The organism is Fictibacillus sp. KU28468 (assembly GCF_026153615.1).
Taxonomy (GTDB): Bacteria; Bacillota; Bacilli; order Bacillales; family Fictibacillaceae; genus Fictibacillus_C; species Fictibacillus_C marinisediminis.
Map to the genome: position 1 here is coordinate 2686006 of NZ_CP110666.1, position 21077 is coordinate 2707082.

General features: G+C 41.4%; 24 protein-coding genes. 7 read left to right on the forward strand and 17 right to left on the reverse strand.

Annotated elements, in window-relative coordinates; all coding sequences use genetic code 11:
• Window positions 1–391: 391 nt before the first annotated feature.
• Window positions 392–769 (forward strand): DUF7147 family protein, encoded by a 378-nt coding sequence (locus OKX00_RS13885; RefSeq protein WP_265407735.1) that lies wholly within the window; start codon window positions 392–394, stop codon window positions 767–769.
• A 41-nt stretch (window positions 770–810) separates the two neighbouring features.
• Here OKX00_RS13885 and OKX00_RS13890 read toward each other — a convergent pair whose 3' ends face one another.
• Window positions 811–1086, reverse strand: coding sequence for a YlbG family protein (locus tag OKX00_RS13890; RefSeq protein WP_053354605.1), 276 nt, complete (start codon window positions 1084–1086; stop codon window positions 811–813).
• 92 nt (window positions 1087–1178) lie between these two features.
• Between OKX00_RS13890 and OKX00_RS13895 the strand changes: the two genes are divergently transcribed.
• Window positions 1179–1499, forward strand: a complete 321-nt coding sequence (locus OKX00_RS13895) for a hypothetical protein (protein WP_265407736.1) — start codon at window positions 1179–1181, stop codon at window positions 1497–1499.
• Window positions 1500–1530: 31 nt separating this feature from the next.
• On the opposite strand, the gene OKX00_RS13900 is transcribed toward OKX00_RS13895, so the two are convergent.
• Entirely contained in the window at window positions 1531–1971 is a 441-nt protein-coding gene (locus OKX00_RS13900) for a YlbF/YmcA family competence regulator (protein ID WP_053354607.1), read from the reverse strand.
• Between the two features lie 164 nt (window positions 1972–2135).
• On the opposite strand from OKX00_RS13900, the gene OKX00_RS13905 reads away from it, so the two are divergent.
• Window positions 2136–2906, forward strand: coding sequence for an ATP-grasp domain-containing protein (locus OKX00_RS13905; protein ID WP_265407737.1), 771 nt, complete (start codon window positions 2136–2138; stop codon window positions 2904–2906).
• A gap of 47 nt (window positions 2907–2953) precedes the next feature.
• On the opposite strand, the gene OKX00_RS13910 is transcribed toward OKX00_RS13905, so the two are convergent.
• Window positions 2954–3199: a YlbE-like family protein gene (locus OKX00_RS13910; RefSeq protein WP_265407738.1), complete on the reverse strand. Its 246-nt coding sequence runs from the start codon at window positions 3197–3199 to the stop codon at window positions 2954–2956.
• Between the two features lie 12 nt (window positions 3200–3211).
• The gene (gene ylbD, locus OKX00_RS13915) at window positions 3212–3655 is read right to left on the reverse strand and encodes a spore coat protein YlbD (RefSeq protein WP_265407739.1); all 444 of its coding nucleotides are present in this window, start codon (window positions 3653–3655) and stop codon (window positions 3212–3214) included.
• A 182-nt stretch (window positions 3656–3837) separates the two neighbouring features.
• Here ylbD and OKX00_RS13920 point away from each other — a divergent pair, with 182 nt between their 5' ends.
• Entirely contained in the window at window positions 3838–4320 is a 483-nt protein-coding gene (locus tag OKX00_RS13920) for a PaaI family thioesterase (RefSeq protein WP_091006725.1), read from the forward strand.
• 101 nt (window positions 4321–4421) lie between these two features.
• On the opposite strand, the gene OKX00_RS13925 is transcribed toward OKX00_RS13920, so the two are convergent.
• Window positions 4422–5450, reverse strand: coding sequence for a CAP domain-containing protein (locus tag OKX00_RS13925; RefSeq protein ID WP_265407740.1), 1029 nt, complete (start codon window positions 5448–5450; stop codon window positions 4422–4424).
• A 98-nt stretch (window positions 5451–5548) separates the two neighbouring features.
• Between OKX00_RS13925 and OKX00_RS13930 the strand changes: the two genes are divergently transcribed.
• Window positions 5549–5776 carry a hypothetical protein gene (locus tag OKX00_RS13930; RefSeq protein ID WP_265407741.1) on the forward strand — a complete coding sequence of 76 codons (228 nt, stop codon included), beginning with the start codon at window positions 5549–5551 and terminating at the stop codon, window positions 5774–5776.
• A gap of 93 nt (window positions 5777–5869) precedes the next feature.
• On the opposite strand, the gene OKX00_RS13935 is transcribed toward OKX00_RS13930, so the two are convergent.
• On the reverse strand, window positions 5870–6298 hold the full coding sequence (locus OKX00_RS13935) for a CBS domain-containing protein (RefSeq protein ID WP_265407742.1): 429 nt from the start codon (window positions 6296–6298) through the stop codon (window positions 5870–5872).
• A gap of 169 nt (window positions 6299–6467) precedes the next feature.
• Between OKX00_RS13935 and OKX00_RS13940 the strand changes: the two genes are divergently transcribed.
• Window positions 6468–6815: a YugN family protein gene (locus OKX00_RS13940; RefSeq protein ID WP_053354614.1), complete on the forward strand. Its 348-nt coding sequence runs from the start codon at window positions 6468–6470 to the stop codon at window positions 6813–6815.
• 45 nt (window positions 6816–6860) lie between these two features.
• Here OKX00_RS13940 and OKX00_RS13945 read toward each other — a convergent pair whose 3' ends face one another.
• From OKX00_RS13945 to OKX00_RS13995, 11 genes are all read right to left on the reverse strand, one after another.
• Window positions 6861–7577 (reverse strand): nucleotidyltransferase domain-containing protein, encoded by a 717-nt coding sequence (locus OKX00_RS13945; RefSeq protein WP_265407743.1) that lies wholly within the window; start codon window positions 7575–7577, stop codon window positions 6861–6863.
• Window positions 7578–7590: 13 nt separating this feature from the next.
• Entirely contained in the window at window positions 7591–8778 is a 1188-nt protein-coding gene (gene eis, locus OKX00_RS13950) for a GNAT family N-acetyltransferase (protein ID WP_265407744.1), read from the reverse strand.
• Between the two features lie 104 nt (window positions 8779–8882).
• The gene (locus tag OKX00_RS13955) at window positions 8883–9737 is read right to left on the reverse strand and encodes a cytochrome c oxidase assembly protein (RefSeq protein WP_265407745.1); all 855 of its coding nucleotides are present in this window, start codon (window positions 9735–9737) and stop codon (window positions 8883–8885) included.
• A 79-nt stretch (window positions 9738–9816) separates the two neighbouring features.
• Complete coding sequence (locus OKX00_RS13960; protein WP_053354618.1) at window positions 9817–10158, reverse strand: cytochrome C oxidase subunit IV family protein; 342 nt, start codon at window positions 10156–10158, stop codon at window positions 9817–9819.
• Between the two features lie 3 nt (window positions 10159–10161).
• Window positions 10162–10782, reverse strand: coding sequence for a cytochrome c oxidase subunit 3 (locus OKX00_RS13965; protein ID WP_053354619.1), 621 nt, complete (start codon window positions 10780–10782; stop codon window positions 10162–10164).
• Entirely contained in the window at window positions 10782–12626 is a 1845-nt protein-coding gene (ctaD, locus tag OKX00_RS13970; RefSeq protein ID WP_265407746.1) for a cytochrome c oxidase subunit I, read from the reverse strand. Before ctaD ends, OKX00_RS13965 begins: the two co-directional genes overlap by 1 nt.
• Before the next feature lie 35 nt (window positions 12627–12661).
• Window positions 12662–13678, reverse strand: a complete 1017-nt coding sequence (gene coxB / locus OKX00_RS13975) for a cytochrome c oxidase subunit II (RefSeq protein ID WP_265410544.1) — start codon at window positions 13676–13678, stop codon at window positions 12662–12664.
• A gap of 189 nt (window positions 13679–13867) precedes the next feature.
• Window positions 13868–14803, reverse strand: a complete 936-nt coding sequence (gene cyoE / locus OKX00_RS13980; RefSeq protein ID WP_416054239.1) for a heme o synthase — start codon at window positions 14801–14803, stop codon at window positions 13868–13870.
• Between the two features lie 525 nt (window positions 14804–15328).
• Window positions 15329–18775 (reverse strand): pyruvate carboxylase, encoded by a 3447-nt coding sequence (pyc, locus tag OKX00_RS13985; RefSeq protein ID WP_265407747.1) that lies wholly within the window; start codon window positions 18773–18775, stop codon window positions 15329–15331.
• 30 nt (window positions 18776–18805) lie between these two features.
• A complete protein-coding gene (gene ftsW / locus OKX00_RS13990; RefSeq protein ID WP_053354623.1) occupies window positions 18806–19963 on the reverse strand; it encodes a putative lipid II flippase FtsW in 1158 nt (385 codons plus the stop codon).
• Window positions 19964–20138: 175 nt separating this feature from the next.
• A complete protein-coding gene (locus OKX00_RS13995; protein WP_369795790.1) occupies window positions 20139–20408 on the reverse strand; it encodes an Fpa/YlaN family protein in 270 nt (89 codons plus the stop codon).
• Between the two features lie 159 nt (window positions 20409–20567).
• Between OKX00_RS13995 and OKX00_RS14000 the strand changes: the two genes are divergently transcribed.
• Entirely contained in the window at window positions 20568–21065 is a 498-nt protein-coding gene (locus OKX00_RS14000) for a molybdopterin-binding protein (RefSeq protein ID WP_265407748.1), read from the forward strand.
• Window positions 21066–21077 lie beyond the last annotated feature (12 nt).

A 21077-nucleotide genomic window follows, 5' to 3' on the forward strand; every position in this document is an offset into this window, starting at 1 on the left:
TTTCCACACCTTACATATCAATTTACGATTAATGGCTGCTTCCAGCTCTTATTCAACATTATCCTATCACACTTTTTTTAGAATAAACAGAAACTGTCAAGTTATTTTACAAGCCTAAAGTATAGAAAATTAGAGCAGGGCTATACTAATCCTAACAACATCCCTAATGATGTTGTTGCCAACCGCGGAGAAGACTTACTTCCCCATAAGTTCTTCCTCCGGTTTCTCCTCTCCCATCGCCTTAAAGATAGTAAAAAGTGTTTTTACCTATCCTTGGGCAACCCGCAGATGTTCTGCGGGTTTTTTTTTGATTCTTAAAAAGCTCCACTCCCTTTTCAGCCTCAGCCTTGTGTGCTAAAGTCAAAGAAAGAAAGGGGGATCAACGCATCCTATGATTCAGCGTTTTATTGAACTCGGAGAAGGTTATTCAGATATTTATGAACTAATGGAAATCGCCGAAACGAACAAAAAGAGACTCAGTCAGCTGCTCTGTCTAAGAACTGAAATCAACGGGATTCAAAAAGCCTCATTCATCGTAGTACTGCATCCCGCAGATGAAGGAAAATTCCAGCCTTTATACATATGCCGGGAAGGGATTCCGGCAGATTCAAAGCGATATCAGCTTTTTGAAGGGCTCTCCCGGAAACTGGAGAAGAAAATCATCACCTTTGACGTGAAACCTTCAGGAGACTTCGAAGAAAAAGAACTGTATTTTCACTATTTGACCGGCATTTTGCGTTTAAATTATCTAATTCCGCCATTGTTATAAAATAAAAAGATGACCCAATCCTTCTTTCGGGTCATCGTCTTTTATAATCCCATCTTGTAATCATATTCTTTTGCTTTATCCGGGATCTTGCTTTCATATTCTGTTTTGATCTCATGTTTATGAGATCGTTTCACTTCTTTCACAAAATGAAGAGATTCCAGTTTGCCGGCAACATCATCAATTTTTGCTGCATCGCAATATATAACAGCATATTTCAACCGTTTTGAAATATAATGTACATTTCCATATCTCCTCAGCTGCTTTGAAAATTTCAGTGAATGCAAATAAACCGCAAGCCCCATTCGGTTTCCAATCATAAATTACTCCTTTAACACCATCATTTTTTTTAGTCTAGCATGATTATTATCAGTCTGCAATTTAATCCCATTTAAGAAAAGGAGTTTCCCCTATGAACCTTGACAACATTTGGAATGACTTCCTCGAGGCCGCACGGAAGACTTCCTTTATCCATTCTGCAGAAAAAAAACTCATCACCGGTATACCGTTTCTTTATATTAAAACGGATGGATCAGCAGACAGAACGAAAATAGAGGAAGAGATAAAACTTCGATCAATCCAAGCCATGAAGGGCAAAAGGCTGAACGCAGAAATATCCTATTTCAGGACAGATTCTCATTTATATGTATACCGGTTCCGATTTCTCGTTCCTCAACAAAAGATGTTCTGCTGCGGCAACCTTTGTGAAGATTGTATCCGCTATCATAGATAAAAGAAAAATAAGAGCTCTGTTTCGAGAGCCCTTAACCGCAGCTGCATCCGCCTCCGCTTCCGCAACCGCCGCTGCAGCTTTTTGAATCAAAGAATGGGTTGCCTGTCGGCACTTTGATGTGCTCTGAAACGCTTCCCGCTATAAGGGAACTGCATTCGTTTAACAGGCTTTCCAATTCTTTCTCCGCTTTTTTGAAACCGGCTATGGTCTCATTAAAATCGAGTTCCCTTTTTAAAACCCTCACCTTTGTTGATACGGTTTTATAATCTGGATGATACTTTCCAAAACGCTGTACTTCCTCATACAGCTCTTTTGTTTTGTTGAACTCATTGATGAGCTTCTGAGCATTTGCGTCTTGTTCAAGATTATATTTACACACTCGGTATTGTATGGCAGCTTCTGATTCAGCTATCATCTTTCCGAGAGAATAGGATTCATCCAGCAATTCAAAATCCAGCACTAATCCCAGCATCCTCTCACTCCCTGCAGTGATTACTTATACTTTCTACCTTCATCTTATTATTATAGCCGAAATTATTATGAGATAAAAGAAAAACCGCCTCCATAACATTGACTCCTTCTTATAAAAAAAAGTATAATACTCTCGTTTGAAAGACTTTGAGAGCGAGGACCGCAATGAAACTTGTAACGTTTAACCCTTTTAGAACGATTGGAATCCCTGGCATACAGTATGTAAAGCCTGACAACATGTTCAAAGAGCTTGATAAAATAAAAGCAGCAGACGTCCTTCTTTTTCCGGAAAACTGGCAGGTTAACTCGTTGGTATATGGAATGAAGAAAAAAATATTTCCGAGCATCGAAAGTATTCAGCTCGGGTTTAGCAAAATGGAGATGACACGTGCGTTATGGACGGTTTGTCCAGAAAATCTTCCATACACTGAGATTCTAGGACATTCCAATGAGAACAAGCGCAAGGTTCTGGAGACTTTTCCTTTTCCTTTTGTTGCCAAGGAGATTCGTAATTCAATGGGCAAAGGCGTATTTCTTATTCATAACGAACAAGAATTCGAAGAATATGCAAAAGCAAACGATGTTTTCTATATACAGGAATACCTTCCGATTGACCGTGATCTTCGCGTATGCGTAGTTGGAAATGAGATTATTGGAAGTTATTGGCGCATAGGCAGCAACGGCTTTCATAATAACGTAAGCCAGGGCGGAACCCTCTCATTCGATAACATTCCTGCTGAAGCATTAGAGCTTGTCCTTCGTGTTGCTCAAGGACTCAATATCAACCATGCAGGCTTTGATATCGTTGCGGCGAACGGCCGTTTTTATATTCTAGAGTTTAATGTGCTTTTCGGAAACCAGGCCTTTAACCACCTTGCCGTATCTCCAGAGAAAAAAATTCATGAATATCTTACAGCAGCTGAGTTGGACCGGTAAGCAAAGTATGACCTTTATTATGGTGAAAAGAGAAGCCTATAGCAGGCCTATAGGTCTTCTCCTTTTCCCATCATGCTCAGAAAATCAATCATCAATCCCACTGTTTTCACTTGATTGTGGAACTTATCAATCCGCTGGCCAAATGTCCTCCCAAAAAACACATTCGCTTCACTTTCCATCACTTCCAGCAGGAGGGGATTTCTCGTTAGATCCCGATACCATCTAGGCTGCTCCCGAATAAAAAACTTAAGATCTGGTCTAGTATTTAAATAGTCAATAATTTCCCTTCTCATCCGTCACACCCCTTAGTCTTTAAATACTGAAAAATAACTATCCTTTGAATTTGACGGCGGGCCCTGAACTGATTTACTGCCCTGGAACTGCTTCAGCAACTGATGAATGCCTTCTATCGCACCGCTGAATTGGACAATATGCTGCTGAATTTCACTGACATTGATGTCTCGAAACATGGAAAAAACATCTCCGACTGTAATTTCTTTTTTAGAATGTTCTTCAGCCGATTCCGGTTCCTGTTTCTGTTTTCTTTCCTTCAGTCCCCTGAAATTATCGGTTTTTAACGTATCCTGATCCTTTTCGGCCTTAAAAGCCTTCCAGCTTTCATGATTTGCTCCAAGGAAATACCAATCTTCATAGACATCCCTCCACGTACGATTATTTGAACGGACTTCACTTATCAGCTTAGGATGTTTCTGAACAAATATTCGGAATGCCTCAACGTCCTTTTTCATCTTCTCACCCCCGGCTGTCCTTCAACGACTACAATTCACCTATTACATGATACAGTTCCGCCTATAAAATGGTGCGCCTATTTTTCTTGTGCTGCTTTAAACATCGTTGTTTACCTTTGTTTTTTGTGTCAAAATTGAAGAGCAGCAGGCGTTGCAACTAGACAGAGAGAGGAAATAAAAAAATGGAATTGTATAAAGAGATGGAGTCTTTCATAACAGAAGCCTCCGAAGAAGAGAGAAATGTGCTGTCAGGCATCATAAAAAGCTTAAAAAATAAAAGAGAACACACCCACTCTACTTATATTTCAAGCTTAATGGATATGAAGCTGAACATCATTAGCGATCATAAATTGGAAATCACTGTGCCAATCACTCCATTATTAAGCAACACAATAGGAATAGTACATGGCGGGCTCACTGCAACTTTAATGGACACCGCTATGGGTACAGCAGCCAACCAGACGCTTTCTGAAGGATCAGCAGCTGTTACTGTTGAAATGAAAGTAAACTTTACTTCACCCGGAACAGGAAGCTTTCTTCGCTGTGAAGCAGAGGTGCTAAACCGTGGAAAAAAAGTCATCGTTACAGAATCAAAAGTTTACGGTGACCAAAACCAATTAATCGCCGTCTCGACCGGCACGTTTTTTATTGTAAGAAAGGCGTAAGCGGCCTGCTCAGGTTCGACAAGCGCTGGAGCTCTAACACAGCAACACGTTTTTTGTGTTTCAAAAAAAATAAGGGAGATCATCTGGCCTCCCCTGACTGCTTATCTTGGCTTTATAAAATTTTGTGTATAATTGCTCCCATAAACCCCCACACCCAATCTAGTATAGTTTTTATTTAAAAGCGCTTCCCGGTGGCCCTGGCTGTTGAGCCATCCCTCTACTGCAGCCGGTCCATCTGTATATTTTGCTGCAATATTTTCACCGGCCTGTGTGTACTTCACTTTTCCCGCTTCTAGCCGTTCGGCCAAGTCACCTGACGTGGGTGAAGTATGCGAAAAATAATTAAGCTCTTCCATTTCTTTACTGTGGTTATAGGCCACTTTTGCTGTCTTGCTATCCTTTTCTAAAGGAGCTAACCCATGTTTTAAGCGAATGACATTGGTAATATCCAGAATCTGCTGTTCTTGTCCTTTTTCAATTTTTCTCTTCAACTTTTCGGAGAATACAGGCTGTTTCTCCAAGCTGCCTCTGTATACGACAGAATAGGGTCTTTGCATGAGCAATGTTTCTTTATCCAGATACCTGATGCTGGAAAGCTCTTGAGTAAATTTATCAAAATAAAGCTGAGCATAAATATCATGAAATGGAATAAGAGGACGGGTATTCATTTCATCTTCCGATAGCTCGAAACGAAAGAAATCATCTGTTTTATTAACGGTAACCTCACTCTTAACAGGAATCTCTTTTAGAAGCGACGTTACGGACTGGCCGATCTTGAACGGTTTGATCGGCACTCCGTCCCCTGCCACAAAGACGGTTACCACTTTATTATCTTTGATTCCTGCCTGCATATACTGGTTCTCGGAACTTGAGTAAACATACCAGTCATATCCGTAAGCTGATGGTTCGATCCGGTCTGGGGGGCCAAGACGTTTGGTCAGATAGTTATTGCTTTTACCTACAAAATTAGCCACGGTCGATTTTTCGATGCTTAATGTTTGAATACTCTCCTGAGGGATTTTATGTTTCTCCTGTCTCTCAGGAGTAGGATAAGAATTCTGATCACAACTGTCCAAAAAGAACGAGATAACGAGAATTGCAAAAAGCGTTAGGATTGCTGTTTTCTTCAAAAGTGGTTCTCCCTTCAAATATACCTTTCATAACTGTACTTCACAATTGTGGAATTTGTCTATAAATTAAAGGGGCTGTCCAAGAAGTCTGTAAGCTGTTGATTTCCGTTCCAGGCTGCTCGCTTTTACCGGCGCGAGCTCCTACTTTCGCGGGGCGTGCGTTGAGCCTTACCGGCGTGAACGCCTGCTTTTTGGTGCAAGCACCGGAGGGAGTCTCACCTGTCACGCTGGTCCCGCAGGACAAGGAACGCTCCGGCAGCTTTTTATCGCACGAAGAAAATGTGAAGTTCATTTTCGAGGAGTCTCGCATCTTCCACTTCAATTAACTTTTCATTGAAGATTTTTCAAGCCAAAAAGGGGCTGCCTGAAGGTCAATTTTCGACTTTCTGGACAGCCCCTTATTTAGGATATTTGCAATTTTACTGAAGCTGATCTCTTTGTTCCGAAATCTCACTTAGTGCCGCACCTGCTTTAGAGTCTGTTTCTTTATGCACAGCGATGTCTCCAAGGGAAACAATTCCAACTAAATTGCTGTTCTCTACGATCGGCAAGCGGCGGATCTGATCCTTTGACATGAGATCGGAAGCTTCCTCTATGTTCATGTCCGGGCTCCCTGTTATGAGTTCACTGCTCATGACATCCGTTACCTTCGTTGAACCCTGTTTCTTCTCTGCAACTGCCCTGATGACGATATCTCTGTCCGTGATGACTCCAAGGAGTTTCTTTCCTTCACATACTGGAATGACCCCTACATCATCCTGTTTCATTTTTACAGCAATTTCATAGATGCTGTCCTGTGGTGAACAAGAATCCACGTTCGTTGTCATAATGTCACTTATTGTTTTCATTAAAGATTCCTCCATACTCAATTTTTATCGAGATTAGTGTTCACTTCTGAAGGCATTTTATACGCCCATTCAATATAGGGGAAATATTATGACAACGATTGCATCTTTAAAGCATTCATACTATCATAGATAAGTAAAGGTTTACATGAACAGTGGGAGGTTAAGGAAAATGTTATTTGAAGAAAGCGGCCTGAAGGGGCAAGTTGTCCAATTTTCAATTCTTGAACATATTATGCATAACCATGGAATCATCCGTGCAGGACAGTGGGATTATGAAAGAATTACATACGATTATAAATTTGAAGATATGACGAATGGTGACGTATATTACTTGCGTTTTCCATGCCGTGTGGCAGAGGGCGAAGTTGAGAGCTCTCATGCAAAGATTGAACTGTCGGATCCTTATCTTGGAAAACACTATTATCCGCACGGTGTTGAATATGATGAGGAGTTTCCTAAAACAATTACAGATCATTGCAAAAAACTTATTAATCAAGTGATAGAAGAAATCAAATAATGCCCTTCCTGCAAAAAACCCTTTCCTGTCGGAAAGGGTTTTTCCTTATTCTCTTTTTCCTATTGCATATCCTTCAAACAGCCTTCCTCCGTATGGCTCAAGCACATCATCTGCAAAGCCAATCACCTGCTGTTTCTCTCTTGCTTTATAGTACTCATCAAACACCTGAACAAAACGTAGTGCAAACTCCTCATCAAATTCTTTTAACGCCCTTACCATCCATTTCCCTTCACCAATCCAGCAGCTATTTACACGGAGGATAAATTCATGGATCATGTACGCCAATTTTGAAACAATGAAAAGATCTTCAGATGGATTACTCGACCCTTCCAGATCATCAAGCAGGTTTGTGATCTCATAGCGGGCAGAATCCACTTCTTTGGACTTCCACGGTGACGGGCCTCTTTTTAACAGAGCCAGAGATTCATTTTTGATGGCAGCTGCCTGTCCGTTGTCTTTCAGAATGATCCCTTCTGCGCACATCTGTGGAAGTGAGGGTCTTGCTCTGTCTCTGTTTTCCTTAAAAAAAACTTTATAAGACTGAAAGCTGTGAACGAATGCTTCAATTGGCCATCCAAACTCCAGGTACGATTTTCTAAACGAATGTTTTGCCAAGGCATCAAAAATCACAATATCGAGATCAGAGCTTTCGGTACCTTCCCCTCTAACGATACTCCCCGCTAGAAATACAACTTCTCCCGAAGGAAAGAATTGATCAATAAACTTTTTGGCAGCCTCAACGGCCGAATCTCTATTTGACATTATTTCATTCTCCTTAAAAAAAGTCGTAGATAAATGGTGTGTTTTTTGGGAGCAGTGATTCAAATAAAGCGATATCTTCTTCCCTCCCGGATATTCTCCCATGATTCAGCAGGCTTTTAGGTTGTTTATAGTTAAAGAGAATAGCCGTCAGTTCCTTTATTCCAAGGGAAATTCCACGTTTAGGCGCCATTTGGCATGAAAATTCTCCTTCCTTAGCAGGAAAGAAATTCACACTTTGCTGTATCCCATCTGCTGTAACGGAATAGGTACCTGTATTCCATTCAGCGAAGTCATCTTTCACGTGGAGAAACAACGTTTCACCTGGAATCTTGTTAAATGGATATTCTCTTAGAGCCTCAAGAACGTTGACAACTCTCGCCATAAAATAACTGTGCTGCTCCTGATGAATCTTAGGATCATCCAAATAAAATCCCATTTCATCATCAGGGGGAGCTACAATGGTGACTTCGTTAATCATTGAATCATGATTCCTTATAAAGTTCCAAAGCCCTTCCCAGCTCTCTCTGTCCAGTGCAACAAACTCTTCGATCTCCATTACATTCTCTTTTATTGAATAAAGGATATAACCTGCACCCTCGTTGTTGCTTTGCCGATAGAGTGCTATTTTTGAGTTTGAAAGCACATTATTATTCCACCACACTTCGTTTCGCTTCAATGAGCCGTTATAGCGTTCTGAGAATCTCTCATATATTGGAGACAGTATAGGTGAACTTTCTTCAGATAGTCGTTCTACTCTGCCGCTCACCTCATGAAAGGGCGGAAATTGGATTTTATGTATTTTATATTTTTTGTAATCACACGTTAGTTCCCATCCAAAACTTCGGTAAAACTTTACTGAAAACGGATGAAGCATGGATAGATTAGTACCCGTGTTATTCATCACTTCCAATGAATGTCTGAGCAGCTGCCTGACCAGTCCCTTTCTTCTGTTCTCAGGCCAGGTCGCTACTCCAGCCAAACCGCCCATTTTTACGGATTTTCCCCCTAAATAAGCATCAAACGGAAGCAAATGCAGTTTAGCCAGCAGTTGGCCATCTTTATCAAACGTACCGTAAACGCTTGCAGGATCGAGATTTCGAAGTCTCTTTTCTATATCTTCTTTTGTTAATGAATATCTGAATGCATACTGTGAAAGCTCAAGAGAATGCATCAGTTCTTCCTTTTGAAGGTTTCTAATCACTGGTTTTCCTCCTTTTTCTCTCTAACAACTAGTTCGACATTATACGGTACAACTCTTTTTTTTCAAAAAAAAAAGTTAACCGGCAACCGGTTAACTTAATGTCTTTATGAATGATTTGCGGCAGCACTCATTTTGATCAATGCTAAATCTTCTTTGTCTTTCGCCCGTTCTCTTTTTACCCACTTATAAAAAATGTGTCCAAGAACTACTCCATAAACCACTTCCTGGAGAATCTTCATAACAATACCTCCGGTCATCTGGTCTTCTAATGGAGGGAGAAACGATACCAGTTCTGGCGCATGAGCATACGTTGCATAGAGCAGATGGCCGGCAAACATGATCAATGCACAGGCTGGCGTCAGTAAAACACCGCTTGCGAATACATATCCAACCTTTTGTAAATCAGACAATGAATTCAATTCTTCAATTGGACAGAGAACTGGCCACCACATCGTAAATGCCGTGATAAACAAGATGGTATGGCTGAGAAAAGCCACAAATCCATTTGCCATGACTGCGTCAAAGACAACTGGCATATGGTAAATGGAAAACAGCGTAATAAAGACTAATAACGCAATGAGCGGTTTTGTTAAAAAGCGTACGATGTTCATCATTGAGTTCTGAAGGCTAAACCACTTCAAATACAAACCATGCGGCATACCGAGGATCATAAGCGGCGGAACCACAAGATAGCTTACTGCCATTTCAATCATATGCACGCTGAATAAATAATGATGGCCGATGACATTTAACGGACTGCCTTTGGAAATATACAAAAATACAAGACCTGCTGAAAAAAAGAACTTTTGCAGCATTGTTGTTTTTAAAGCCGAGTTTTTGTTGCCGTAATTTTTAAAATATAAAATGCCGATGATCAAAATTAGGATGAAAATATCCGGCCGGTAAAGGCTGTAAAAACTAAAATCACTGATTTTTTCATGACTCATGTTATGGTCCATTATATAAACTCCTTTCCCACGGAAAGCAGGGATGTTCAATATTTATGAAAAATGGCTGCTTTAAGCAGCCATTTTCCTTTTAAGAAGTCCAGATCATTCCTGCAATACCAACAACCGTAATGGCTGCAACAAGGATTCCGCACATCATTCCCCAAAGCGGGAAATCATGTCCCTTATGACTTAAATGCATCCAGATATACAATTGAAAGAAAACTTGAACAACAGCAAGTACAAGAATAAATAGTACTGCAAAAGAATCTGCTACTTTATCACTCCAAATGGCATAGAACGCAATCAGTGTTAAAAGGATCATCATAATGAAAGAAACATTATGGTGTTTCCTCTCTTCTTTAAACGCCAATTTACGCTGCAGTGCCTCGCTGCGGTGAACATTGGTTTCAGGGTTGCTATGATTAGCCATCTCTTAACCCACCTTCCCCATAAGATACACAACTGTGAAAATGAATACCCAAACGACGTCAACAAAGTGCCAATAGAGGGCAAATAAATAATACTTTGGTGCGTTTACAAGCGTAATTCCGCGATTCCAGTTGCGTGCCAGCAATGTAATGATCCATAAACAGCCAAAAGCTACGTGGCCTCCATGGAATCCTACAAGGGTATAGAAGGCAGAACCAAAAGCACTGCTTGTAAAAGTATGCCCTTCATGTACATATTCATTAAATTCATATACTTCCAGGCCAAGAAAGCAAAGACCCAAGAGTAAGGTTACAAAAAACCATCCTTGCAAGCTCTTTACGCGGTTTTGCTTTAATGCAAGTACCGCATATACGCTTGTTAAAGAGCTTGTTAGCAGGAGCATGGTTGCCAGGAATACGGTTGGAAGCTTGAATAGTTCTTCAGTAGTCGGGCCATCCATATTCATATGGCGAAGGCCTAAATAGGTACCGAACAATGTTGCAAATAAAACTGTTTCTCCTCCAAGAAAAAGCCAAAATCCTAAAAATTTATTTTTGCCTTCAAGGGTGGCTTTTTCGGGATGTTCCGGAAAGTTAGCATCATTTAATCGTTCATCCGCGTGCATTATTCTTTAACCCCCTTTAAATCATCTTCCACTTCTTCTTTGTGAATATGGAAGCCATGGTCGTCAATAATTGAACGTAAGAACATGCAAATAAACGTGGCGATTATTCCAATGATTGTTACAGTTATAGTGTCATAAATTAATCCTAAAGCTGCGCTAAAAAGCCCGATTGACATAAAGAGCGGGAGGATGGATGGATTAGGCATGTGAATATCCCCGACTGGTTCTGCAGGCGTCATGCCTTTATTCCCAGCTGCTTTTTCAATCCAAAAGGCATCAAGTCCCCGAACTAATGGTGTTTGTGCAAAGTTATATTCAGGTGTGGGATACGGAATGGCCCACTCCAGCGTTCTTCCATTCCAAGGATCGGAAGAAGGTGCATATTTTTTTGAAGCTGAGATGATAATGTTAATAAATAATACAATCGTACCGATTGCCATTAAGAAGGCACCGATTGAACTTATAAAGTTTAATTGATCCAGGTCCTGACCGGAAAGGTATGTAAATACCCGGCGCGGCATACCCATAAGGCCCAAGAAATGCTGAGGGAAGAATGTAAGGTGGAAGCCGATAAAGAACGTCCAGAAATGAATCTTCCCAAGAGTTTCATTCAAAACCCTGTTAAACATTCTAGGATACCAATAGTATAGGCCTGCAAAAAGACCAAGTATTACGCCACCCACAATTACATAATGGAAATGGGCAACTACAAAATAGCTGTCATGGAATTGGTAGTCAGCTGAAGGAATGGCAAGCATAACTCCTGTTACCCCTCCCATTACGAATGTCGGGATAAATCCAACCGCCCAGAGCATGGCTGTTGAGAATACGATTTTCCCGCCCCACATCGTGAAAAGCCAGTTAAAGATCTTAACACCTGTAGGAACAGCGATAGCCATAGTTGCAACGGCAAAAATAGAGTTGGCTACAGGTCCAAGACCGACAGTAAACATATGGTGGACCCATACCATGAATCCTAAGAAACCGATCAATACGGTCGCGAACACCATGGCGCTGTATCCGAAAAGACGTTTTCTTGAGAAGGTCGCAACTACCTCACTGATCGCACCAAATGAAGGCAAGATGAGGATATAAACTTCAGGGTGTCCGAAGATCCAGAAAATATGCTCCCAAATCAAAATATTACCGCCATTGTCCGGGTTGAAAAAGTTTGCATCAAAAACCCTGTCAAAAGATAACATAAATAAACCAATAGTTAATGGAGGGAATGCAAATAGAATCAAACCTGATGTAACGAATGCTGTCCAGGTAAACAACGGCATGCGCATAAATGTCATACCTGGAGCACGCATGTTTATGATTGTTACCAGGAAGTTAATTCCGCCTATAAGGGTTCCTATACCCGAGATCTGAATTCCCAGTACATAAAAGTCCACCCCCGGTCCCCCGGACGTTGTTGAAAGAGGCGCATAAGCCGTCCAACCAGCGTCAGGAGCTCCTCCTAAGAGCCAGCTTAAATTCAGAAGTACTCCTCCGCAGAAAAACAACCAGAACCCCAACGCGTTTACAAATGGAAAGGCAACGTCCCTTGCCCCGATCTGCAATGGGACCACAGCATTCATATAAGCAAAAATCAACGGCATGGCCGCAAAGAAAATCATTGTAGTACCGTGCATCGTCAGCAATTGGTTAAACGTCTCAGCAGCAACAAAGTCATTTTCCGGTTTTATCAACTGAATACGCATTAACATTGCTTCGATTCCTCCAATGATGAAGAAGAATCCCCCTGCAACAAGGTATAAAATACCAATTTTTTTATGATCGACTGTAGTGAGCCAGTCCATCAGCCCACTTCTCTTTTTGTGACTTGCATGAGTAGACACCTTTTTACCTCCTTTTTACAAACCGCTCCTCTTGCCTATTGAAGTTTTAGACTTAGAAGATAGTCAGCTACTGCGTCAACTTCTTCATCGTTAAGGGGCACGTTCGGCATGTTATTGCCTGGTTTTACTTTTTGAGGATTTTTAATCCATTTTTCCAAGTTGGCTTTGTTATGTTCAAGCACACCGGCAACACGCTGTTTATCACCGAAACCAGTAAGATTAGGTCCGGTATTACCGCCGTTTTTGCCTACCGCATGACAAGACATACAGTTCTTTTTAAAGATTTTTTGCCCTTCAGCAGCATTTCCGGTAGCATTGCCGCTTGCATTCTTGAATGAATCTACCCAAGCCTTGTATTTTTCTTTTGAAACAACTTTTACTTTGAAATCCATAAGGGCATGAGAAGCACCGCATAATTCAGCACATTTTCCTTTATAGATCTGTTCTTTCTTTCCTGTTTCAATCCACATGTAGTTCTTGCTGCCGTCACCGGGATTGGTGTCTGTTTTACCAGCAAGAGATGGAATCCAGAATGAGTGGATGACATCAGCAGAAGAAAGCTCCACATGCACTTTTGTGTTAACTGGAAGCACTAGTTCCTGAGAAGTAATAATCTCTTCTTTAGGATACTCAAACTCCCACCAGTACTGATGGCCTGTAACCTTGAGAGCCAGTTCACCCTTTTTAGGTTTATCTTTCGCAGATAAATCAAAAGTTTGCATAACTGTCGGAACTGCAAGAATAATCAGTAAAAGAATTGGAATCGCGGTCCACAGAATTTCGAGCAGATGATTTCCTTCTACCTGTTCAGGAATTGTGTCATCGCCCTTGCGCTTTCGAAATTTGATCAATACAAAAACATAAATGATAAAAACGACCAACAATACAAAAATCATAATTGCTAAGCTCAGCACCATTAATGAATATTGTTTGTTGGCTACTTCACCTTGCGGCATAAGCGCAGACAGTGTTGGATCACCACAACCCATCAGCAGAAGCGCCAGCATTGCAAACAAAGGGATTACTCGCCCTTTACGCAGCAAATTTCTCATCACTTCATAAAACCCCACTTTCTCGTTGTAGTTCAGCTACTATAATCTATTACCTGCTTGTCATAAACGGCATGTGTCCGTTTACATTAAGCAGCAAATAGCAAAAAGAAATGTAAGCCCTTTAATATAAAAGGTCTTTAATATATTCATTCAGCCGGTTCATTGATATGTTCCGTACTGAAGTCGATATTATATGTTTACGAGAATCATAGCGACGAACAATATAGTCAAGTAATTAAGAGAGTAGACAAACATCTGCCTTGCCCACTTTATGTCATCACTTGTCCGGATACCGGATAAGCCAAGAGCCAGCCAGCCAAATCCCAGTACAGCGGCTAGAATGGTAAATACCTTGCCAAATGGATACAAATATAAGGAGACCGGGATGAGAGCGGCTACATACCAGATCATCTGGCGCTTCGTCATTTTAAATCCCGAAACGACAGGAAGCATTGGTATTCCCGCATTTCTGTATTCTTCACATCTCTTCATCGCAAGCGCCAAAAAATGCGGCGGCTGCCATAAAAACATAATCAAGAACAGTATCCATGCTTTTATATCCAGGTTCGCATCCACTGCGGCCCAGCCGATCAGCGGCGGCATCGCTCCGGAAATTCCGCCCACAACCGTATTAATAGAATGGGTTCTTTTAAGCCACATCGTGTAGACCACCACATATACAAATAAACCAATCAATCCAAAAACGGCGGCTGTTAGCGTTGTCATGGCTAGAAGAATAACGCCGATGGCAGATAAAATAATCCCCATCCATAATGCCTGGTGTGCTTCAATTTTCCCGGTTACTGTCGGTCTGTCCATGGTACGATCCATCAAACCGTCAATATCGCGGTCTATGTAATTGTTTAAGCAGCAGCCTCCCGCGATTACAAAGGCTGAGCCGACAATGGCCAGAGCCAAAACATTCAGCTCATCCATAAAGAGCAGACCGTTTAACTTAATGGCAAGGAATACACCTGCAAAAACTGTGATGAGATTTGAAATAACGATTCCCATCTTGGCAATTGCAAGAAAATCTTTCCATGTACCTGTCGGATTAGCTTCCGGTAGAGAATCAGCCTTGATCACTTTGTCAGCATCATCAAATGTTGTTTGAGTTTTGCTCACCGTATACACCTCCTTTACAGGTAAGTTTCCTTCCATTTCCGGTTTTTGTGAAACTATCCAGGTAAAATGCCATATTTTATTCTAAATAGTAATGAAACGGAAATCAATATGTAAAATGCATCCCTTTTTTCACATATTTGCGAAATTTATCACATATTGTTGTGATATGATAGACATGTTTCTAAAACATTATAAAACAATTTAGAAGGTTTGTATACTTCGACTCGGATAGACATATTCCTATAATATTCCTATGTTTTGGCAAACTTTAGTATAAGGCTGAAATTTAACAAATTTGTGAATTTTCTTTGAACAATCTTATTTAACTATAAAAAAAGCATTTCCCCCCAAAAGGTGAAATGCTTTTTTGTCTTTCCATTTAGCCAGTTCAATCAATTAATCCCCAATGGATTTATTGATGCTGTCCATTTAGCTAATTCGATCAATAAATCCCCTATGGATTTATTGATGCTGTCTATTTTGCTAATTCGATCAATAAATCCCCAATGGATTTATTGATGCTATCTATTTTGCTAATTCGATCAATAAATCCCCTGGTGAAATGGTTTCGCTGTTGGCTGCGTAGATTTCTTTAATGATTCCATCATATGGCGCCTGCACGGTTGTTTCCATTTTCATCGCCTCTGTGATCATCAGATGATCACCTTTTTTAACCTTTTCACCCTTCTCTACCAAAACCTTCACTACTGTGCCCGGCATACTTGCACCGATTTGGCCTGGATCGGACGGATCTACTTTTCTCTTGGCAGCGACAGCCGATTTGATGCTTTCATCTTTAACGACAACTTCCCTCGGCTGGCCATTCAACTCAAAGTAAACGACTCTTGTTCCATCCATTTGCGGTTCTCCGATGGACACAAGTTTAACAATAAGGGTTTTCCCCTGTTCAATTTCGATCTCGATCTCCTCTCCAAGCCTCATGCCATAAAAGAAAGTCGGTGTATCGAGGACTGAAATATCCCCGAATTGCTGAAACATTCTTTCGCGGTCTAATAATACCTTTGGATAAAGAGCGTAGGATATCGCATCAAAACTGGTTACTTGACGATTGAGTTTATGGAAGAGCGTTTCTTTAATCTCTATAAAGTCAGCGGCCTCCAGCAATTCTCCAGGACGCTTCGTTATATGCTCTCTTCCCTTTAAGATCAGCTGCTGAAGTTCTTTTGGGAACCCTTGGTATGGCTGGCCGATATAACCCTGGAAAAACTCAACTACAGAATCAGGGAAGTCCAGTTTTTCACCTTTTTCGTATACATCGTCTTCTGTAAGATCATTCTGAACCATGAACAGTGCCATATCTCCTACCACTTTTGAAGAAGGAGTTACTTTTACTACATCACCGAACATATCGTTCACGCGGCGGTACATTCGCTTAACATGGTCCCACTTTTCTTCAAGACCAACCGCTTTTGCCTGTTGTTTAAGATTGCTGAACTGGCCGCCAGGCATCTCATGCTCATAGACTTCTGGATCAGGAGCGTTCATCCCGCTTTCGAAGCCTTGATAGTACTTGCGGACATCTTCCCAATAGGAACTTAGCTCTTGAAGATTGCTGATATCAGCATCCGGCTGCCGTTCATTTCCTGCAAGGGCATAGTACAACGAGTTGGCAGAAGGCTGCGAAGTTCCCCCAGCCATAGAACTGACTGCCACGTCTACTATGTCTACCCCGGCATCAATCGCCTTTGAGTAGGTGAATATTCCGTTACCGCTCGTATCATGAGTATGCAGGTGAATAGGCAGGCTTACATTTTCTTTTAAACGTGAAACAAGTTCATAAGCAGCCTGCGGTTTAAGCAATCCGGCCATATCCTTGATTGCGAGAATATGGGCACCTGAAGCCTCTAATTCCTTTGCCATTTTTATGTAGTACTCTGCATTGTACTTTGTCCTCGAGGAATCAAGAATATCGCCTGTATAACATAGAGCAGCCTCGGCAATTTTTCCGTTCTTCCTTACTGAGTCAATGGCGACAGTCATTCCCTCTACCCAGTTCAGGCTGTCAAAGATTCGGAACACATCAATTCCTGCTGCGGATGATATTTCCACAAACTCCTCAACGACATTATCTGGATAGTTTTTATAGCCAACCGCATTAGAAGCACGCAGCAGCATCTGAAACAGAACGTTTGGAACTTTTTCTCGAAGCTTTAAGAGCCGCTCCCATGGGTCCTCGTTAAGGAATCGGTAAGCCACATCGAAGGTAGCTCCTCCCCACATCTCCAAAGAAAACATGGAAGGCCATAGTTTGGCTGTCGGTTCCGCCGCATGCAGCAGGTCATTTGTCCTTACTCGAGTGGCTAAGAGCGATTGATGTCCATCCCTGAAGGTCGTATCTGTCAGAAGAACTTTTTTCTGTTCTTTAATCCAATTAACGAGTCCATCGGCACCATGCTGATCAAGGATTTGTTTTGTTCCATCTGCAGGCTGATCTATCAGCTGTAAATTCGGAAGACGCGGATTTGTAAATGCCGGTTTCTTCATTTTTTCAATGCCGGGAAAACCATTAACTGTCGTTAAACCGATGTAAGTCAGCATCTTGGTACCCCGGTCCTTCTTCTTAGGGAACAAGAATAACTCACTTGATGTGTCAATAAAAGAAGTATTATAGTTTCCGGATATAAACGATTTATGTTTTACAACATTTTCAAGAAATTCGATGTTCGTTTTTATACCGCGGATCCGGAACTCTTTAAGATTCCTGAGCATTTTAGCAGCTGCTTGATCAAAGGTTAGAGCCCATGTTGACAGCTTAACGAGCAATGAATCGTAATGAGGCGTAATAACAGCTCCCTGAAAGCCGTTTCCAGCATCCAAGCGTACCCCGAAGCCTCCTCCAGAACGGTAAACATTGATCTTACCAGTATCCGGCATAAAATTGTTCGCAGGATCTTCTGTTGTTACCCGGCATTGAATTGCATAGCCGTGGCATGCAATATCCTCTTGCTGCGGAATTCCAATTACATCACCATGAAGCATATTGCCCTGAGCGATCAGAATCTGCGTCTGAACGATATCCACACCTGTTACCATTTCGGTAATGGTATGTTCCACCTGCACACGGGGATTCACTTCAATGAAATAAAAACGGCCGTCCTCCGTAACCAAGAACTCCACCGTTCCTGCATTTAAATAGTGGATATGCGTCATCAGCTGAACGGCGGCATCACATATTTCCTGCCGAAGTTCCTTACTTAGGGCAACACTCGGTGCAACTTCAACTACTTTTTGATGCCTTCGCTGAACAGAACAGTCCCTTTCAAACAAATGCACAATGTTGCCTTCTAAGTCCGCAAGAATCTGAACTTCAATGTGCTTTGGCTTCTCAACAAATTTTTCAACGTAAACCTGATCCTCTCCAAACGCAGCTTTGGCTTCGGATTTTGCTCTTTCATATCCTTCAGCAAGCGAATTTTCACTTCGTATGATCCGCATTCCTCTTCCGCCGCCGCCTAAAGAGGCCTTTATAATGATTGGATAGCCATGTTCTCCTGCAAATTCCCTCACTTCATCAATGCTGTTTACTGGCCCGTCAGACCCCGGTATGACTGGAAGTCCGGCACTGACCGCTACTTCCCTTGCTTTTACTTTATCGCCGAACATAATGAGGTGTTCTTGTTTCGGTCCGATAAACGTAATCTTTTCTTCTGCACAGCGCTTTGCAAAATGGATATTTTCTGATAAGAATCCATAACCAGGGTGAATGGCATCTATCCCGTTTCTTTTTGCAATGGTGATAATACCTTCAATGTCCAAATAAGCATCAATCGGTTTTTTTCCTTCTCCAACCAAATAGGCTTCATCTGCTTTGTATCGATGATAGGATCCTGAATCTTCCTTGGAGTAAATCGCTACCGTACGAATTCCCAGCTCTGTACATGCACGAAAAATGCGGATGGCAATCTCTCCGCGGTTGGCAACTAATATTTTTCTGATTTGCTGTTGTGACATCGGTATCTCTCCCTCTAATAATTACTGGAATTACACTGCGTGAAGATTTGCTTTTGCAGGTGCTTGTTCCGGCTTTTGATGCTTCCTTTTATAATTAACATGGCAGGAAATATTAACTAAAATCCCCATGGAAATTAACAACAAGACTAGAGATGAACCACCATACGATATAAAAGGCAATGGTACGCCTGTAATCGGAAGCAGACCAATGGCTGCCCCAAGATTTACTGAAGACTGGATTCCGACCATACCAGAAATACCAAAGGCAAGCAGGCTTCCATAAGTATCCCTGCTTCTAAGGCCGGTTATAAAGCCTTTAATAACAACAAATCCAATCAAGCCGACAATAAGCGCGACTCCCCAGAATCCTAGCTCTTCCGCTATAACGGCAATAATGAAATCTGTGTGAGGTTCCGGAAGAAAGCCATATTTCTGAATACTCTGGCCCAGTCCATTGCCGGTGATCCCTCCAGAACCGATGGCCAAGTAAGAATTGACGAGCTGAAAACCGTCCCCTTGTGGATCTTTAAACGGTTCATAAGCTGCCGTAAAACGCGACTTCTGCTCATGTGTCAAAACCTGGGAACCAAGTCCGATGATCATTAGTGCAGATACAATCAAAATCAGTTTGTGTCCTGGTTTCATACCTGAGCTCAGGATAATGATGCCGGTAGTCGCTGCAATAATCAAACCGGTCCCCAAATCTGGCTGTTTCATGATCAGAATAAACATCACTGCAAATACACTCAACGGAGGTGCGCTGGCCGCAAAATTTTCAAGCTTGTCCTGCTTTTTTGAAAAAATCGCAGCAAGGTAAATCGTCAGCCCAAGCTTCACAAATTCTGCCGGCTGAAACCCGATAGGTCCTATGTAAATCCAGCTCTGTGCGTTGTTTGTCGTTTTTCCGATAAACAGAACCGCTATGAGCAGGAGGATAGAGCCGAAAACAATCGGTACGATGAGTTTTTTATAGAACTGATAGGGAATAATCATCGCAGCCAAAAAACAGACAAGCCCGGCTCCCAAAAAAACAAGCTGGCGGATAAAAAAGTAATTGCTGGAATAGCCGAAGCGGTTAATCGAAACAATGATGCTCGCGCTGTAAACCATCACGAGACCAAGACCGCATAAAACTAAAATTGCAATCACCAGTGAATAATCATAGTGCCGAAACATTTTTTTTAACATTATCTTACATCCTTTATGTAGTCTTTTCCTTAACAATGATTCGTATATAAAACTTCCTTTCCCTCTGTATGATAAAGTTAAAAATATTTTAACACAACTTTGTAAATTGCTCCTGAAATTCAATGGAGTATATAAAAAAAACCCAAACCATTTTGCCAACGGTTTGAGTTATCTATTATTTCCGCATAGAAGCTTCATGCAGTGCGGAAAGCTGACGTTCAAGTGATTCCAGCAAGCCTTTGCCATCTTCCTCATCAACGAGGTTAAGCCTTACTGCAAAATCAATCTCCCGGGAGAGTCCAAACATTTGTGTATCAAGCACTTCCTCATAGAGGGGACATTGCGGCATCGTCAGGTTTTCCATCTGCACCTCAATTAACTTCAGTATCTTTGCAGCATCCGCCTGTAATAGTTCAAATGCCTTTTCTCGATGTCCTGTTGCCATCTCAGGTGACAATATAATCCCTCCGTTCTACTCTGGCTTTCTACTCTTTAATATAGCGCTAGACAGCCAAAAAATCAACATATTACAGTATTAACTCTATTCATGATAGAATGAATAAGAATGAAACAATAACTATACGTCAATTAGGAGCATGGTAATATGGATTTTGTTTTAGAATTAAAGGGAAAAGTTAAGTATATTCTGACCATCGATCCAGGTGTATTTATATTCGATGACAGAAAGTTTGATCTGACCAAATATTTTGATGAAAAAGAGAATGTTGAGAGTGAAGAAGAAAAGTATTTAAAAGCCGTATCTTCCCATTGGGATAAAGAAATTATTGAAGGGTCTGCTCCTCCAGAGAAAAAGCCAGCGTCTAAGAAGACTCTGAAAGAGAAAATTGCAACGGGTACATTCGGCATTGGCTTTGCACACTTCATAAAGAACGCTGAACCGGATAAAACGGCCTCTCATATTGAGATCCATACAGAAGACGGCATGGAAGAAATCACATTGGAAGAAGGCCTCCAATCTGTATTGGGCTTCTCTTTAAATGGAAAGCCTTTAAATGAAGACGGTCCCGTCCATTTCTATTACGGTGATGGAAGAAATAAAGAAAATCCGTTAAAAAACATTAGAGGATTCATTATTAAATAAACCTGCCGCGGC

Coding starts and splice junctions, on each gene's coding strand:
- OKX00_RS13885 (WP_265407735.1), top strand. CDS start 392: ATGATTCAGCGTTTTATTGAACTCGGAGAAGGTTATTCAGATATTTAT.
- OKX00_RS13890 (WP_053354605.1), bottom strand. CDS start 1,086: ATGATTGGAAACCGAATGGGGCTTGCGGTTTATTTGCATTCACTGAAA.
- OKX00_RS13895 (WP_265407736.1), top strand. CDS start 1,179: ATGAACCTTGACAACATTTGGAATGACTTCCTCGAGGCCGCACGGAAG.
- OKX00_RS13900 (WP_053354607.1), bottom strand. CDS start 1,971: ATGCTGGGATTAGTGCTGGATTTTGAATTGCTGGATGAATCCTATTCT.
- OKX00_RS13905 (WP_265407737.1), top strand. CDS start 2,136: ATGAAACTTGTAACGTTTAACCCTTTTAGAACGATTGGAATCCCTGGC.
- OKX00_RS13910 (WP_265407738.1), bottom strand. CDS start 3,199: ATGAGAAGGGAAATTATTGACTATTTAAATACTAGACCAGATCTTAAG.
- ylbD (WP_265407739.1), bottom strand. CDS start 3,655: ATGAAAAAGGACGTTGAGGCATTCCGAATATTTGTTCAGAAACATCCT.
- OKX00_RS13920 (WP_091006725.1), top strand. CDS start 3,838: ATGGAATTGTATAAAGAGATGGAGTCTTTCATAACAGAAGCCTCCGAA.
- OKX00_RS13935 (WP_265407742.1), bottom strand. CDS start 6,298: ATGAAAACAATAAGTGACATTATGACAACGAACGTGGATTCTTGTTCA.
- OKX00_RS13940 (WP_053354614.1), top strand. CDS start 6,468: ATGTTATTTGAAGAAAGCGGCCTGAAGGGGCAAGTTGTCCAATTTTCA.
- OKX00_RS13945 (WP_265407743.1), bottom strand. CDS start 7,577: ATGTCAAATAGAGATTCGGCCGTTGAGGCTGCCAAAAAGTTTATTGAT.
- OKX00_RS13955 (WP_265407745.1), bottom strand. CDS start 9,737: ATGGACCATAACATGAGTCATGAAAAAATCAGTGATTTTAGTTTTTAC.
- OKX00_RS13960 (WP_053354618.1), bottom strand. CDS start 10,158: ATGGCTAATCATAGCAACCCTGAAACCAATGTTCACCGCAGCGAGGCA.
- OKX00_RS13965 (WP_053354619.1), bottom strand. CDS start 10,782: ATGCACGCGGATGAACGATTAAATGATGCTAACTTTCCGGAACATCCC.
- coxB (WP_265410544.1), bottom strand. CDS start 13,678: ATGAGAAATTTGCTGCGTAAAGGGCGAGTAATCCCTTTGTTTGCAATG.
- pyc (WP_265407747.1), bottom strand. CDS start 18,775: ATGTCACAACAGCAAATCAGAAAAATATTAGTTGCCAACCGCGGAGAG.
- ftsW (WP_053354623.1), bottom strand. CDS start 19,963: ATGTTAAAAAAAATGTTTCGGCACTATGATTATTCACTGGTGATTGCA.
- OKX00_RS13995 (WP_369795790.1), bottom strand. CDS start 20,408: ATGGCAACAGGACATCGAGAAAAGGCATTTGAACTATTACAGGCGGAT.
- OKX00_RS14000 (WP_265407748.1), top strand. CDS start 20,568: ATGGATTTTGTTTTAGAATTAAAGGGAAAAGTTAAGTATATTCTGACC.